The 14,802-nt window shown below is 65.6% G+C and carries 9 protein-coding genes; 4 read left to right on the top strand and 5 right to left on the bottom strand.

All coding sequences use genetic code 11. From position 1 onward, the window contains the following. Nucleotides 1-57: 57 nt before the first annotated feature. Together EDF57_RS20650 and EDF57_RS20645 are read right to left on the bottom strand one after the other, a co-directional pair. Nucleotides 58-1,236 carry a YdcF family protein gene (locus tag EDF57_RS20650; RefSeq protein ID WP_134095610.1) on the bottom strand — a complete coding sequence of 393 codons (1,179 nt, stop codon included), beginning with the start codon at nt 1,234-1,236 and terminating at the stop codon, nt 58-60. Continuing rightward, nucleotides 1,236-3,728: a TonB-dependent receptor gene (locus tag EDF57_RS20645; protein ID WP_132266239.1), complete on the bottom strand. Its 2,493-nt coding sequence runs from the start codon at nt 3,726-3,728 to the stop codon at nt 1,236-1,238. Before EDF57_RS20645 ends, EDF57_RS20650 begins: the two co-directional genes overlap by 1 nt. Nucleotides 3,729-3,877: 149 nt before the next feature. Between EDF57_RS20645 and EDF57_RS20640 the strand changes: the two genes are divergently transcribed. From EDF57_RS20640 to EDF57_RS20630, 3 genes are all read left to right on the top strand, one after another. Continuing rightward, the gene (locus EDF57_RS20640) at nt 3,878-4,990 is read left to right on the top strand and encodes an ROK family transcriptional regulator (protein ID WP_134095609.1); all 1,113 of its coding nucleotides are present in this window, start codon (nt 3,878-3,880) and stop codon (nt 4,988-4,990) included. A gap of 327 nt (nt 4,991-5,317) precedes the next feature. Beyond that, entirely contained in the window at nt 5,318-7,609 is a 2,292-nt protein-coding gene (locus EDF57_RS20635) for a TonB-dependent receptor (protein ID WP_134095608.1), read from the top strand. Nucleotides 7,610-7,815: 206 nt separating this feature from the next. Continuing rightward, nucleotides 7,816-9,267, top strand: a complete 1,452-nt coding sequence (locus tag EDF57_RS20630; protein ID WP_243841176.1) for a PAS domain-containing protein — start codon at nt 7,816-7,818, stop codon at nt 9,265-9,267. A 57-nt stretch (nt 9,268-9,324) separates the two neighbouring features. Here the strand turns inward: EDF57_RS20630 and fumC are convergent, their stop codons facing one another. After that, nucleotides 9,325-10,704 (bottom strand): class II fumarate hydratase, encoded by a 1,380-nt coding sequence (gene fumC, locus EDF57_RS20625; RefSeq protein ID WP_134095606.1) that lies wholly within the window; start codon nt 10,702-10,704, stop codon nt 9,325-9,327. A gap of 360 nt (nt 10,705-11,064) precedes the next feature. Here fumC and EDF57_RS20620 point away from each other — a divergent pair, with 360 nt between their 5' ends. Further along, the gene (locus EDF57_RS20620) at nt 11,065-13,263 is read left to right on the top strand and encodes a DPP IV N-terminal domain-containing protein (RefSeq protein ID WP_243841175.1); all 2,199 of its coding nucleotides are present in this window, start codon (nt 11,065-11,067) and stop codon (nt 13,261-13,263) included. Nucleotides 13,264-13,400: 137 nt separating this feature from the next. Here EDF57_RS20620 and EDF57_RS20615 read toward each other — a convergent pair whose 3' ends face one another. Beyond that, nucleotides 13,401-13,862: an EF-hand domain-containing protein gene (locus EDF57_RS20615; protein ID WP_134095604.1), complete on the bottom strand. Its 462-nt coding sequence runs from the start codon at nt 13,860-13,862 to the stop codon at nt 13,401-13,403. Nucleotides 13,863-13,873: 11 nt separating this feature from the next. Beyond that, nucleotides 13,874-14,698, bottom strand: a complete 825-nt coding sequence (locus tag EDF57_RS20610) for a DUF4198 domain-containing protein (protein WP_166675332.1) — start codon at nt 14,696-14,698, stop codon at nt 13,874-13,876. Nucleotides 14,699-14,802 lie beyond the last annotated feature (104 nt).

The raw sequence follows: 14,802 nt of genomic DNA, 5'->3' as shown, positions 1-14,802 counted from the left end.
TCGGGCTCCGGTCGAGAAAGCGGGGGTCGAGAAGGCGGGGATCGAGAAGGCGGAGAATCAGGGATCGAGCGGGTCGCGGGGATCGATCCGGGCGGACTGCGGCGAAGGGCGGAATTCCAGCTCGGTCGGCGAGACGCGTCGTCCGACCTGGCCGGGCTGGTAGCCCAGTTCGGCAAGATTGCGCTGGACGAAAGCGGGGCTTTCGATCGAGGCGCTCTGGCCGGGGTTGCAGACGATCACCGTATCCTTGTCGAGCGGCGCGCCCATGGCCATCAGCAGGCGCGTGGCATTGCGCAAGTTGGTGGTGGTGTGGCGGGCGTAAGGCTCGATGACGATGGCCTCGGCCGGCACGCCGTAGCGCTCGATCAGCGCCTTGCGCATCTGCTCCGCCTCCACGAAGCGCGTGGCGCGGGGATGGGCGCGGCCGCCGGTGACGATGATGAACGGCACGTCGCCGGCCGCGAAACGGCTGGCGGCAAGGCGCAAGTGGTACTTCCCGAAGGGGCTGACCGCCATGTCGTCCACTTCCGGACCCACCCCGGTGACGATCATTGCGCTGTAGCGGTAGCGTTTCCAGTCGAGACTTTTGGCACGCTTCATGGCCGGGGCGTTGAGGCCGCTCATGAGCGGTTCGAAGCCGATGGCGTCCGTCCGGTCGCTGCCGTCGAGCAGGGCGAGCGCGAACTCGATGCTGGGGTCCAGCGCCTGAACCGAAGATGCGCGCGGGGTCTGGGCCAGCCATGCAGCGGCCTGGAGCCGGGCGCGGGCTTCCTGCGGGTCGATCGTGCCCGCACCGTCGATCTGCGGATAGGCGGGCACCTGGCCGAGACCGAACGTTCGCACGATGGCGTTGACGCCGGCGATCTCGCGCGCGGCCTGGGCCGCGGTGCCGTCATCCGCTCTGCCGAGGTTGGCCGGCTGGACCGCCGCGCCGGAGAGCGCGGCGCTTTCGGCCGGTGTCCAGATCATGGCCTGGGCCAGGCAGCCGAGGTCTGCCGCGCAGGCTTCGCGGCGTTCCTGGCGGGCGCGCAGCATTGCGGCGACCTCGGGCCTGGCCATGAGCGCGGCCATGGCCGAAGTGTCCTGGCCGAGAGCGCCGAGCAGGGGGAACAGCCGGTTGGACAGGGCTTCTGCCTGGACGTCGCGAACCGCCCCGGCCGAAGCCGGGACGGAAGCGAGCGAGAGCATGGCGGCAGCGACGAGCGGCGCCGCCATCCGGTACGCTTTTACGCGCATTACCAGGACTTGCTCACGACCAGGCGGAAGTTGCGGCCGAAGATCGGGCGGCCGTAGATCGCTTCCGCGCTGCCCTGGCCGGCCAGCGAGTCGGTGCGGGTATTGCCTTCGGTCAGGCCATGGGCGTTGAACAGGTTGTCGCCCACCACCTGAAGCTGCCAGGTACCGTGCGAGACCGTGAAGCCCGCGCCGATCGTGCCATAGGCCGGCAGCGCGGTGTTGTTGTAGAGGTCCACGAAGCGCTTGCCCATGTAGGTGTAGCGTCCATAGACCGAGATGTCGGTGTCGTCGGTAGAGAAGTTGAAGCTCGGACGGATGTTGCCGTAGACCTTCGGCTGGCGGACGATCTGGTTGCCTTCGGCCTGCTCCGGATCGGCGCCGGTGGCGCTTTGGAAGTTCTTGTACTTCGGATCGCTGACCGTGAGAGCGCCGTTCAGCGTGAACCACGGGGTGACCGACCAGGCGCCGTCGAATTCGATACCCTTGACTTGCGCTTCGCCGATGAAGGGTACGTTCACGTCATTGCGGCCCGTGGTCGGATCGAACGCGAGGAACGAGGCGTTGAGCGGGTCGAAGTTGGTGTAGAACCCGGTCACGTAAAGGTACGAACGGCCCGAGGCGAACTTTAGGCCGGCTTCGAACTGGTCGGCCACGGTGGTGATGATCGTCGGGTTGATGCTCATCACGGTCTGGACGTTCGGCGGCGTCTCCAGGTGCGAGGCGCGGCCGTAGACGCCGATGTGGCTGGTGAAGTCGTAGTTGGCGCCGACCGTCCAGTTGGTGACGTTGGGCTTCAGCTTCTGGTTCAGGATCACGCCGGTGAAGGCGCGGGTCGTGTCGTCGGCCAGGGTGGTCGCATCGCCCAGGTTGACCTGGGTGGTGAGTGCGGCCCAGCCCTTGTAGCTGTAGCGTTCGTGGCGGATGCCGGCATCGATGCGCAGGCCCGGCACGATTTCCCAGGTGTCGTTGGCATAGACCGCGAACATCTTGGCGTCGGAATCGCCCTGGTTGAGCGTGGCGGCGTAGTTGAGCACGCCGTTGTCGGTAACGCGGCCCACCACGGCGCCGGCAGCGTTGTAGCCGACGAGGTCCAGGGTGCGCGGTTCGCCCGCCACTTCGATCAGGTAGTTCTGATAAAGCGTGCGGCTGTCTTCGCCATAGAGGCTGCCGTAAAGGCCCAGCTTGATGTCATGGCTGCCGATGCCCGTCTCGAACTGCTTGGCGACCGAGAGATTGGCCTGGCCCGAGTAGAACTTCGAGTGGATGTCGCGGTACTGGCCCTGCATGACCAGGCCCGAGGCCGCATAGGGATCGTAGACGGTGCTGGTTCCGGCCAGCACATAGCCGAAGCGCGTGGCGCCGAAGGCAGCGCCGCCGGAGCGGTTGAGATAAGTGTTGGCGAAAGCATTGGCGTCGACCGGGTTGGTGGTCGAGTAGAACGCGGTGAAGTCGTTCTTGCCCTGGGTATAGCCCGCCGCGGCCGTGACCAGCCAGCCGTCGAAATCGCCTTCGTAGTGAACGCCGAAGTTCAGCATCTGCATGTGGCGACCATCCGACAGGTCGCTGTTGCGGCTCTGCACGACACCGTTGCCGTCGCGGTACTTCAGGTTGACGTGGCGGAACGCCGGCGAGTTCATCGTGCCGTCGAAATAGTCGATGTACTGGTTCAGCGATTCGCCGGTCAGCGGGTTGTTGGTCGGGATCGGCAGGTAGAAGACGTTGTGATCGTTGACGTAGTTGACGTTCAGCTTGATGAAGCCGTTGTCCATTTCATGCTTGATGTTGGCGCGGATCTGGCCGCCCTTGTCGTTGGGGAAGCCGTTGTCGCGGTAGCCGTCGTGATAGCGCATGAAGCCGCCGATCGCGTAGTAGGTCTTCTCGCCCAGCGGGCCGGCCTGATAGGCGTCGAGGCGGTAGAGGCCGGTATCGCCCAGCGTCACTTGCGCCTTGCCGCGCGCCACGTCGCTGCCGGTCACGGTGATGGCGTTGATGATCGCGCCCGAGTAGCTGGCGTAGACGGGGGCCGGGCCGCCGCGGACCACTTCGACGCGGTCGGTCATGAGGTCCTGCTTCAGGATCGCGTCGCCGCGGAAGAACACGCCGTCGTTCTCGTGGAACAGCGGCAGGCCGTCCTGCTGGAAGCTGACGAAGCCGCCGTCGTTGGGCAAGCCGCGGATGCGATAGATGTTCTGCACTTCGCCGCCGGTGATCTCGGTCTGGAAGCCGGGCAGCTGGCCGATCAGGTCCGCGAAGTTCACGGGCGCGATCTTCTGGATGTCTTCCTGCGACACGGTGTTGATCGCGTAGGACACGTCGAAGCGGCGCTGGGCGCGGGTCGAGCCGGTGACGATGATGTCGTCGGACGAGGAGGACTGGTCGTCGGCCTGAGCCGGAGCGGTGGACGCGGCAGCCGTCTGAGCGGCGGCCGGAGCAATGAATACGGTGCAGACGGCGGCCAGCGCCGTGCCGGAAGCGAGAATGCTCTTGAGCATTGGAAGGACCCTCATTTCGTTGATGCCGCCTTTCGAGAGGCGACGCGCAAAGCCCCTTGACGGCTGAAGATGACGCTTTTAATTATTATTCGTGAAATAATTAATTATGACAGTTTCGCGGCAGCGCCCGGAACCTGGAGCCGATCGCCATGCATTTGCCTGCCCTGGAAAAGGATCAGCGAAGGATCGTCCAGGAATTGCGCAAGGCCGGGGCCTTGTCTCGCTCCGCCCTGGCCAGCCGGCTGGAGATAAGCCCGGCGGCGCTTACCAAACTGTCGCGGACGCTCCTGTCTATGGGCGTGGTCGAGGAACTGGACGACCCCGCCCATGCCGCGCGCGGACGTCCTGCCGTGCCGCTGAAACTCGCCTCGGGGGGCGGCTATGCCGTGGGCGCCACGGCGCACAAGGGCATGCTGGACATCGCGCTGGTCGATTTTGCGGGCGGCACCATCGCTACGCATCACGAAACGATCGAGCCGATCGATCCCCGCCAGTTCGCCCGCAAGGTGCGCGAAGTGACGCATGATCTCGTCAGCCGTCACAATCTGCTGGGCCGCCGCATGCTGGGCATGGGCGTGGCCGTTCCCGGCCCGGCGCTCTCGACTACCGGAGACAAGTGGAGCGTCGTCGATGCCTTGCCCGGCTGGCGCGGTTCACCGCTGCGCCAGATCCTGTCGAGCGAGCTGGGCTGGCCGCTCTGGCTGGAGAACGATGCCAATGCCGCGGCGCTGGCGGAATTCTACCTTGGCGGGCTGCTCCGGGACTTTTCGACAGTCGTCGTCCTGCTGCTCGGTTATGGCATAGGCGCCGGGGTCATCGTGGACGGGCGGCTGGTGCGGGGGCAATACGGCGTGGCGGGCGAAGTGGGATGCCTCTTCCCGATGGATCGCCCCCGGCCGAGCCCTCTCGATCTGCTTGCCTGCCTGCGGGCGGATGGCTGCGCGATCACGTCGGTGTCCGAGATCGACCCCGCCGCGCCGGAACAGCGCAGCACCATCGAGAGCTGGATGGACCGGGCTGCGGCCCAGCTCGAAGTGGTGTGCAATACCGCCTTCGCCTGGATCGATCCGGGAGCGATCGTGCTCGCCGGACCTTTACCCTCCGTCATCCTGAATGGCCTGCAGGACCGTCTCAGGCAGGCGCCGCTGGTGCAGACCGTGGAAAGTCGCCGGCCGCCGGTGCGCGTCTCCGGCGTGGGCGGATCGCCGATCACGCTGGGAGCGGCGTTGTTGCCGATCCATGCCTTCGCGGCGCAGGAATGAAGGCAGGCTTCGGGCCGGCAGAGCAACTCCCGGAAATCTCGTGAATTTGCCTGTGCTCTTTGTGCCTTCGCGCAAGGCCAAGGAGCCGCGCATGGCTTCGGTCTGGTCGCTTGCGGCAATGTGTCCTGTCTCTCGGCGAAGTAACGCAAGGAATTGCGGGGCGATCGATTGACCCCCGCCGCGCTCCTCCTCACGGCTTGGAGACGGGACCGAAAGCTCGGCCCAAAATCGAAAAGCGTATCGGGGAAGGCTCTGGCCTGACCGGCGACGGTGGCGGGGCTCACCCCCGGATCGGCGGCGTCCCTGCGCGATGGAGGAGGGTGTGCCATGCCTGTTATGCGATCATCGACGAAGCGACCGGCCTTGCGACGAAGCGCGGGCGCGCTGGCCATGGCAGCGGCCTGTGCCGCGCCCGCCGCCCTGGCCCAGGCTGCGGCACCGACGGGAACGCAAGCCTCCCCCGATCCCGTGACCGCCCCGCAAGATTCATCGCACGGCCTGCAGGAAATCATCGTCACGGCCCAGCGCCGCGCTGAAAATCTTCAGGACGTGCCAATCGCGATCACCGCCGTGACATCGGCGGCGCTCGGCTCCGCGGGAATCGCGGAAACGAATGCCCTGACCCAGGCGATACCGGCGGTGCAATTCTCGCGCTCGGGCGCGAGCGGCCTGTTCTTCGTGCGCGGCGTGGGCACGACCAATGCCTCCATCGGCGACGAGGGCTCGAACGCCTTCTACGTCGACGGCGTCTACATGCCGGACCTTTCCAGCACGGTCATGCAGTTCAACAACATAGACCGGGTGGAAGTGCTGAAGGGGCCGCAAGGTACGCTCTTCGGGCGCAATGCCTTCGGCGGGCTGATCCACGTCATCACCAAGGAGCCCGGCGATCGCTTGGAAGCGACGGCGCAGGCCGGTTATGCGAACTACGACACCATCCAGGGCCAGGCCTACGTCGGCGGCCCGGTTTCGGAAAACATCAGCGCGGACCTGGCGCTTACCGGCTACGACCAGCGGGACGGCTGGGGGCGCAACGTCACGCTGGACCGGGACATCAAGAAGATGTGGTACTGGGGCGCCCGCTCCAAGATCGTGATGCGGGCGAGCGATGCCGTCAAATTCGTGCTGGGCGGCGATTACTACCGGACGAACGACAATACGGCGATCGGCTGGAGCGTGGATGAGGACTACCTCGTCGTCGGCGGCATCCGGTCAATCGGCAGCATGGATACCGCGTCGAACAGCTATTCGCTGACCAAGCTGGAGAATTGGGGACTGAGCCTGACGGCCGACGCCGATCTCGGCTTTGCCAGGCTGACGAGCATCAGTTCCCTGCGGGACAGCACCAATCGTTCGGACTTCGATGTCGATGCCACCCAGGTCCCCTACCTGCATATCGGCTTCACATCGGGCTCGCGCGCATACCAGCAGGAGCTGCGCCTGGCATCGAACGAGACCGATCCGCTCAGCTGGCAGATCGGCGTGTTCTATCTCCATTCCAAAGTCTACAACCGCTCCCAGCTTGCGGGACTGGCGCTGGGCGGGATCAACACCGGCCAATATATCGACGCGACCCTCGACACCGATTCCTACGCTGCATTCGGCGAAGTGACATATGCGCTGACGCCGACCACCAAGCTGACGGGCGGTGTCCGCTATACCAAGGACGAGCGCCAACTGGGCGGCGGCTATGCCGCGCTGGTGAACGGTGTGGCGGGCACGCTCATCCCGGTCGACGACGAGATCAGCTACGGCAAGTTCACCTGGCGCGCTGCCCTGCGGCAGGAACTGACGGAGGACGTCAGCGTCTATCTCTCCTACAACCGCGGGTTCAAGGCCGGGACGTACTCGCTGCAGAACCCGCAGCTTCCGCCAGTGCTTCCGCAATATATCAACGCTTACGAGGCCGGCGTGAAGTCGGAGCTGTTCGGCCGCGCGCTGCGGCTCAACGCGGCGATCTTCCACTACGACATCTCGGACTATCAGGTCCGCTCCGCCGCGGTGGGCACGCTGGGCACGGCAGCGCTGCTCAATGCCGCGTCGGTGAAAGTCGATGGGCTGGATGTCGATTTCGAGGCGGCGCCTGTCCAGGGCATCCGCATTTTCGGCGGCTTCACCTGGCTCAATTCCCGCTTCCACTACTTCGGCCCTACCGAGACACTGGCGGGCGCGCCGTTCATCTATCCCAATCCCGCGATCTGCAATGCGCCGGGCACCAGCGTTCCGGGGACGGTCACCGGGCCCCAGGTGGGTGGTTTCCGCACCTGTTTCGGAGACGCGTCCGGCTTCCAGACGCCCACCGCGCCGGACTTTTCGGCCAGCCTGGGCATGAGCGCGACATTGCCGATCGACGAAATCCAGGAACTGCGGGTCTCGGTCATGGGCAGCTACAACAGCGGCTTCCCCTTCGAGACGGACGGCGTGCTGCGGCAGGATGAATACATGCTGCTCAACGGTTCGGTGGAGTACCGGCCAAGCGAGCATTGGGGGCTGGAGTTCTGGATGAAGAACCTGTCCGACACGAAGTATTTCCAGCAGAAGATTTCCACCGGGCTGGGCGCCACCACCGCGCGGGCGGCACCGCGCACATATGGCGCCACGCTGCGTTTCACTTACTGACGGGCTTTCGCAGGGGGAGGGCCGCGCCGGCTACGCTGCCGCGCGGCCCTTTCGCTCTTGCCCCTTCCGAAGCGAGGCTCCGCATGTCCAGCCTCCGGGAAGGGCGAGGAGGATGCCTGGCCGGCCTGGCCGGTTGACAGCGGAGCCGCCGGGCCGCAGTGCTCTGCCATACGCGCTTCGGGCGCCGTACCGGCATGGAGCTAGGCTTGCCCATCGATCTAGAGGCGCTATTCTCACTTTCACCCAATCCCTACATCGTCCTCGACCGCGATCTCAAGATCGCGTGGATGAACGAGGCTTACCTGAAGGCCACGATGCGCCGCCGGGAAGAACTGATGGGGCAGGGCGTGTTCCAGGCTTTCCCCAGCGAACCGGGCAGCGATAGCTACGAGATGATGCAGGCCTCCTTCGCGCGCGTCCTGGCGACCGGCGAGAAGGACGAGCTGGCCCTCATCCGCTACGACATTCGCGGCGATGACGGCACGATGGAGCGCCGCTACTGGAGCGCGACCCACACCCCTCTGGCAGGGCCGGACGGCGAAGTGGCCTTCATCCTGCAGCACACCGTGGACGTGACCGAACTGCACGGCCTGCGCAAGCTGCGGGACGAGATGCACGTCATGGACCAGGCGCGCGCGGTGCAGGCGCGGAACCGCGATCTCGCCGCCGAAAGCCAGCGGATCAGGACGATGTTCGACCAGGCGCCGGGCTTCGTGGCGATCGTCGAAGGGCCCAGCCACGTCTTCACCATCGCCAACAATGCCTACCGCCGCCTAATCGCCCAGCGCGACATCGTGGGCAAGACGGTGGCCGAGTCCCTGCCCGAAGTGGTGGACCAGGGCTTCGTCGATCTGCTGGACGAGGTCTATCGCACCGGGGAGCCCTATATCGGCCGCGATGTGCGTGTTGCGCTGGCCAGCGAGGAAACCGGCCAGCTTGAGGATCGCTACCTGGACTTCATCTACCAGCCGATCTTCGACGAGGAAGGCAAGGTCGGCCAGATCTTCGTGCAGGGCCAGGATGTCAGCGAGGAAGTGGCCGCGCTGGAGCGGCAGCAATTGCTGATCGACGAACTGAACCACCGCGTGAAGAACACCCTGGCGATCGTCCAGAGCCTGGCCACCCAGTCGTTCCGAGACATCGAAACGGCCGGCGACGCGCGCCAGATCTTCGATGCGCGCCTGCGGGCCCTGGCCCTGGCGCATGACCTCCTGACCGAGCGAAGCTGGCAGCCTGCCGAACTGGCCGCGACCGCGCGCGCAACGGTGACGGCGGCAGTCGGAGGCGCGATCGAGCGCGTCACGATCTCCGGGCCAAAAGTGCTGCTGGCACCGCACACTTCGGTGTCCATGGCCCTGACCCTGCACGAACTGGCGACCAATGCCGTGAAATATGGCGCGCTCTCGGACGGGGAGGGGCGCATCGCCCTGGCCTGGCATCTCGAAGCGGAGGGGGACCTGGAGCGGCTCGTCATCGAATGGACCGAGCGGGACGGGCCGCCGGTCGGTCCGCCGCTGCGCCGGGGATTCGGCACGCGGCTGGTCGAACGCAGCTTCGTGGCGGACAAGGGGCTTTCGGTGCTCGATTTCGCCCCCGGCGGGCTCCATTGCCGGATATCGCTGGTCCTGCCGAAGACCGACGAGGCCGAGGAAAGCTGAGCCGCGTCGGCGGCGCCGCTTGAGGCAACGCCGTCGACTGCGCTCAAGCGGCCGGGATCAGACCATCGTTTCCGGCCGCACCAGGCGGTCGAATGTGGCGCCGTCTACCAGGCCGAGTTCCAGCGCGGCTTCGCGCAGGGTCTGCCCTTCGGCATGGGCATGCTTGGCGATCTTGGCGGCATTGTCATAGCCTATTTCGGGCGCCAGCGCGGTCACCAGCATCAGCGAGCGCTCCAGCAATTCGGAGATCCGCGTGCGGTTCGGCTCGATACCGTCCACGCAGCGTTCCGCGAAGCTGGTCATGCCCGTGGCGAGCAGTTCGATGGAGCGGATCACCGCCGCGCCGATCATCGGCTTGAACACGTTCAGCTCGAAAGCGCCCTGAAGGCCGCCCACGGTGACGGCCTGGTGGTTGCCGATCACCTGGGCGGAGACCATCGTCAACATCTCGCACTGGGTGGGATTGACCTTGCCCGGCATGATCGAACTGCCGGGCTCGTTCGCCGGGAGATCGAGTTCGCCCAGGCCGGATCGCGGGCCGGAACCGAGCAGGCGGATGTCGTTGGCGATCTTCGTCAGCGCGACGGCCAGGGTCGACAAGGTGCCGGAAAGCTGGACCAGGGCGTCGTTGCTGGCGAGCGCCTCGAACGTGTTCGGTGCCTTGACGAAGGCCTTGCCGGTCTGCTCGGCCAGATTGGCGGCGATATCCTCGCCGAAGTTTTCCGGCGCGTTGAGTCCGGTGCCGACGGCGGTGCCGCCCTGCGCCAGACGCAGCACGCCCTTTTCGGCGTCGCGGATCCGCTGGTAGGCATCGCGCAGCTGTTGGACATAGCCGGAGAACTCCTGGCCCAGTGTCAGCGGCGTGGCATCCTGCAAATGGGTGCGGCCGATCTTGACGATGTCCGCCCAGGCCTTGGCCTTGGCGTCGAGCGACGCGGTCAGCCGGTCCAGTGCCGGCACCAGCTCCTCCTCGATCGACACGACCGCCGCGACATGCAGCGCGGTGGGAAAGCTGTCGTTGGAGGACTGGCCGCGGTTGACGTGATCGTTCGGATGGACCGGGCTCTTGCCGCCGCGCTGGCCGGAAAGGATTTCGTTGGCGCGCCCGGCAATCACTTCGTTGACGTTCATGTTGCTCTGGGTGCCGCTGCCGGTCTGCCAGATCACGAGGGGGAATTGCGCGTCCAGCTTGCCCGCAACGATTTCACCGGCGGCCGTCTCGATGGCGTCTGCCAGCTTGGCGTCGAGGCCGTGCGCACGGTTGGCACGGGCGGCGGCCAGTTTCACCCGGGCGAGGGCGCGCATGATCGGCAAAGGCATGCGTTCGGAGGCGGCGAAGGGAAAGTTCTCGATGCTGCGCTGGGTCTGGGCGCCCCAATAAGCCTCTGCAGGAACTTCGATTTCACCGATGCTGTCGGACTCGCGACGAATATCCATGGCCGTAACCGTCTCCTCGTTGCCGGACCGCGCTATCTGGCCCGTGTTGAACCTAGGATCTCCCCCCGAGGGGTTCAATGGCGGCGAATCAATGCACCGCTGGGAGACCATGGCCTTTGTTTGAGGAAAAGCATATGCGAAGCATTAGCAATTACCGTTTCGGGTTCGGCGGTTTCCGCATGAGCCGGTCCTTGTCCTGACGGGCAGGGCGAGGTGTGCATATTGCGCCGGCGGTGTAATACCGTATACGATCTTGGTTTCCATCCCTTACCGAGGTCCTATCCCATGTCGCTTGCTGCTCGTCGTGCCCGTATCTGCGGATTGATGTTGGCGGGCTGCGCGGCGCTTGTTTCCGGGACGGTGATTGCGGCGCCGACGCGGGCAGACCTGGAACGGTCGCTGGCGTTGCGGGAAAGCTGGCAGTATCTCACCCGCGACGTGTCCTGGCCTGCGCACTGGACGCCGGACGGAACGGCCTTTTCCTATCGCAAGACCGTGGAAGGCGGCTTCGCCTTCGAGACTGTCGAAGCCGTTTCGCAGAAGCGCAGCGCCGCGTTCGACCAGCAGCGCCTGGCCGCGAGCCTGACCGAAGCGCTGGGCCATGCGGTCGCGCCGCTGCGGCTCCCTTTCGCCGAGTTCGATTATGCAGGCGATCGGCAGACCATACAGTTCTGGCTCGACGAAGAGGGCTGGCGCTGCAAGCTGACTGACTACACCTGCCAGAAGCAGGAAGACCCGCGCCGTCCGCGGGGTTTCGGCGTGGTGCGCGATCTCTCGGTACCGGCGGACAATCATCCGCGCCTTTCGCCGGACGGCAAGTGGGAAGCCTTTGTCCAGGATGACAATCTGGTGGTTCGCGCTGCGGGGACATTGGAGGTCGTTCGCCTCAGCAGCGATGGTTCGTCCGGTAACTTCTATGATCCTGAGACGATTGCCTGGTCGCCCGACAGTCGGCACCTGATCGCTTATCGCGTGCGTCCCGGTTTCGCGCGCCATGTCCTGCGCGTGGAGGCGGCACCGAAGGACAAGGCGCAGCCGGGCCTCCAGACGCAGCTCTATCCCAAGCCCGGCGATGCCATCGACCAGGAGCAGCCGGTGCTTTTCGACATTGCTGAAAAGCGGCAGACCGTGGTCGACCTGGCATTGTTCCCCAATGCCTACGAGCTTTCCGGGGTGCGCTGGCGCGCCGACGGCAAGAGCGCCGAATTCGACTATGTCCGCCGCGGCTTCGGGCAGGCACGGATCATCGCGGTCGACGCTGCCAGCGGCGCGGCCCATGCCGCCGTCACCGAGGATGCGAAGACGTTCGTCTATGCCGACCGCCGTTTCTCGCACGACGTGAAGGGGCTGGGCGCCGAGATCGTCTGGGCTTCGGAGCGCGATGGCTGGAACCACCTCTACCTGATCGACGGCCGCACCGGCAAAGTGAAGAACCGCATCACCACCGGCCAGTGGGTGGTGCGCGACGTGGTGAAGGTGGACGACGAAAAGCGGCAGATCTGGTTCGCCGCCAGCGGCATGACCGCCGGTGAGGACCCCTATTTCCGCCACTATTATCGCATCGATTTCGACGGCCGGAACCTCACCCCGCTCACGCCCGAGCGCGCCGACCACACCGTCAGCTTCTCTCCCGACATGCAGTTCTACGTCGATACCTATTCGCGGGTGGACCTGCCCAATGTCAGCGTGCTTCACCGCACGAGCGACGGCGCGCCGATCATGGAAGTGGCCAAGGGCGATATCAGCCGCCTCGCCGCCGCCGGCTTCCACGCGCCCGAAGTGTTCACCGCCAAGGGCCGTGACGGCAAGACCGACATCTGGGGGCTCGTCGTCCGGCCGCGCGATTACGATCCGGCGAAGAAATATCCGGTGATCGAGAACATCTACGCCGGTCCGCACGACAGCTTCGTGCCCAAGAGCTTCTGGCCCTTCGGCTACCATTCCGGCGGCGACAAGGTGATCGGCATGCAGGCGCTGGCCGACCTGGGCTTCATCGTCGTGCAGATCGACGGCATGGGCACCGCCAACCGGTCCAAGGCTTTCCAGGACGTGGCATGGAAGAACCTCCAGGATTCGGGCTTTCCCGACCGCATCCTCTGGCACAACGCTCTCGCGGCGAAAGACCCGGCCTACGACATCGGCCGCGTCGGCATCTACGGCGCTTCGGCGGGCGGGCAGAGCACGCTCAACGCGCTGCTGTTCCATGGCGATTTCTACAAGGCCGGCGTCGCCATGGCGGGCTGTTACGACAACCGCATGGACAAGATCAGCTGGAACGAACAGTGGCTCGGATGGCCGGTGGACAAGAGCTATGCCGATGCCTCTGGCGTCGACAATGCCGCTCGGCTCCAGGGCAAGCTGTTCATGATCGTGGGTGAGCAGGACAGCAATGTCGATCCCGCCTCGACCATGCAGGTCGCCGATGCCCTCATCAAGGCGGACAAGGACTTCGACCTGCTGGTGGTGCCGGGCGGCGAGCACAGCGTCGGGCGGTCGACCGGCCCGATCGACTATGTGACGCGCCGCCTGTCCGAGTTCTTCATCCGCAGCCTGCAGTGAGGTGGCTCTGGCTGGCTTCGTTCCGCTCGGAATGATGGACCCGGACTGGACGCCGCCTCAGGCTCGGCGCGGTACCTCAGCGGAGCGGCGATAGGGCGGCCACCACGCCGCCCTATCGCGCCGCTTCGCCGGCCCGATCAGTCGGCGTCCTTGGCAGGCGTGTCGTCGGCCGAGACGAAGCCGTCGTGGTTCGTGTCGTGGCGCAGGAACATGCCCCAGCCGGTGGCGGCGAATTCCGCTGGGGAGATGCTGCCGCTCTTGTCGCTGTCGAGCACGCCGAAGCGCACTTCGGCCTGACGGAGCTGGCGGGTACGCTCTTCGGCGCGGTCCTTTTCGGGGCGCTGCGCCAGTTCGCGCTCCAGGCGTTCCCGGTAGTCGCCGACATATTCGTCATGCGAGAGCACGCCGTCGCGGTTGCGGTCCATCCGGGCGAATTCGGCGTCGCGGCCGCGCTGGAACTCTTCCTTGCTGACCTTGCCGTCACCGTTGAGATCCTGCTCCTTGATGAAGGTGGCGAGATCGTGGGAGGCAGCATGGGCCGCCGTGCTGCCAGCGAGGGTCGCGGCGATCAGGGAGGCCGCGCAGATGGCCGTCTTCATGGTATTCATCCTCAGTTGGTAACCGAATAAGTCAGGGCGTAAGTGTAGCTTCGCGCGGGCTGCGCGCCCATCACCCCGACGCGGTGGCGCGTCATCGCAAAGTAGAGACCAGGCTCCGGCGCGGTGATGGTGAAGCGTCCGCGGGCGTCGCTGGTGATGATCGGCAGCCTTCGGTTCTCGACCTGCCCGGCGCGGGCTTCTTCCACTTCGACATCGGCATTGGCGAGCGGCTTGCCGTCGAACAACAGCTCGAATTCGGCGGGCTGTCCCGCGCGAATGAGCGAGGGGTGGGTCAGCGCGCGATATTCGATGCCCTTGCCGGAAGGCGCGAGCGCGGCATCGCCGGGCTTGCCGCGCGTCACATAGGCTTCGGCCTTGGTCACGCTCTGCATGTCGACCGGGACGACGCCGGCAGGAAGCGGCCGGTTCGGCGCCACGAATTCCCATGTGCCGTCGATCAGCGCGGCCTTGGCGACGCGGCCCTGCCGCTCTCCGCTGGTCAGGCGGTAAGTGCCGTCAGCGGGCAGCGGGGCTTCCAGGATCACGAGATCGCGCAGGGCCACGGGTTTCAGCGGCACGGCCTTTCCGTCCGGTCCTACCAGGTGAAAGTCATCGGACTGCATGGCGATGGTCGGCACGAAGACGTGCTCGCTGAAAGAGGCTTCCACGGTGACGTGATCCTCCTTGTCGAGCGCGAAGCCGTTGGGCAGCAGGTATGGTGAATGGGCAAGGGCCGGCGAAGCCACGAGGGTGGCGGCGGCGAGACTGCCGAGGACAGGGGCGATCGTGCTGAAGCGGTGAGAGAAGGGCATCCGGTCTTTCTCGATGATAGGCATGGCGAACTCTTGGCCATATAATCTAATGCGAATCAATAGCGATAATTGTATCCGGAGAGCAATATCGCCTTGCGGTTGCGGCATCCTCGGCACCGGCAGGCAAC

This window comes from Novosphingobium sp. PhB55, from assembly GCF_004368805.1.
Lineage (GTDB): Bacteria > Pseudomonadota > Alphaproteobacteria > Sphingomonadales > Sphingomonadaceae > Novosphingobium.
The sequence above is the reverse complement of the archived record's forward strand: the minus strand, read 5'-3'. Positions and strand labels throughout refer to the sequence as shown.

What these genes read in the sequence shown, in the direction of transcription:
- EDF57_RS20650 (WP_134095610.1), bottom strand. Translation starts at nt 1,236, where the DNA reads ATGCGCGTAAAAGCGTACCGGATGGCGGCGCCGCTCGTCGCTGCCGCC.
- EDF57_RS20645 (WP_132266239.1), bottom strand. Translation starts at nt 3,728, where the DNA reads ATGCTCAAGAGCATTCTCGCTTCCGGCACGGCGCTGGCCGCCGTCTGC.
- EDF57_RS20640 (WP_134095609.1), top strand. Translation starts at nt 3,878, where the DNA reads ATGCATTTGCCTGCCCTGGAAAAGGATCAGCGAAGGATCGTCCAGGAA.
- EDF57_RS20635 (WP_134095608.1), top strand. Translation starts at nt 5,318, where the DNA reads ATGCCTGTTATGCGATCATCGACGAAGCGACCGGCCTTGCGACGAAGC.
- fumC (WP_134095606.1), bottom strand. Translation starts at nt 10,704, where the DNA reads ATGGATATTCGTCGCGAGTCCGACAGCATCGGTGAAATCGAAGTTCCT.
- EDF57_RS20615 (WP_134095604.1), bottom strand. Translation starts at nt 13,862, where the DNA reads ATGAAGACGGCCATCTGCGCGGCCTCCCTGATCGCCGCGACCCTCGCT.
- EDF57_RS20610 (WP_166675332.1), bottom strand. Translation starts at nt 14,698, where the DNA reads ATGCCTATCATCGAGAAAGACCGGATGCCCTTCTCTCACCGCTTCAGC.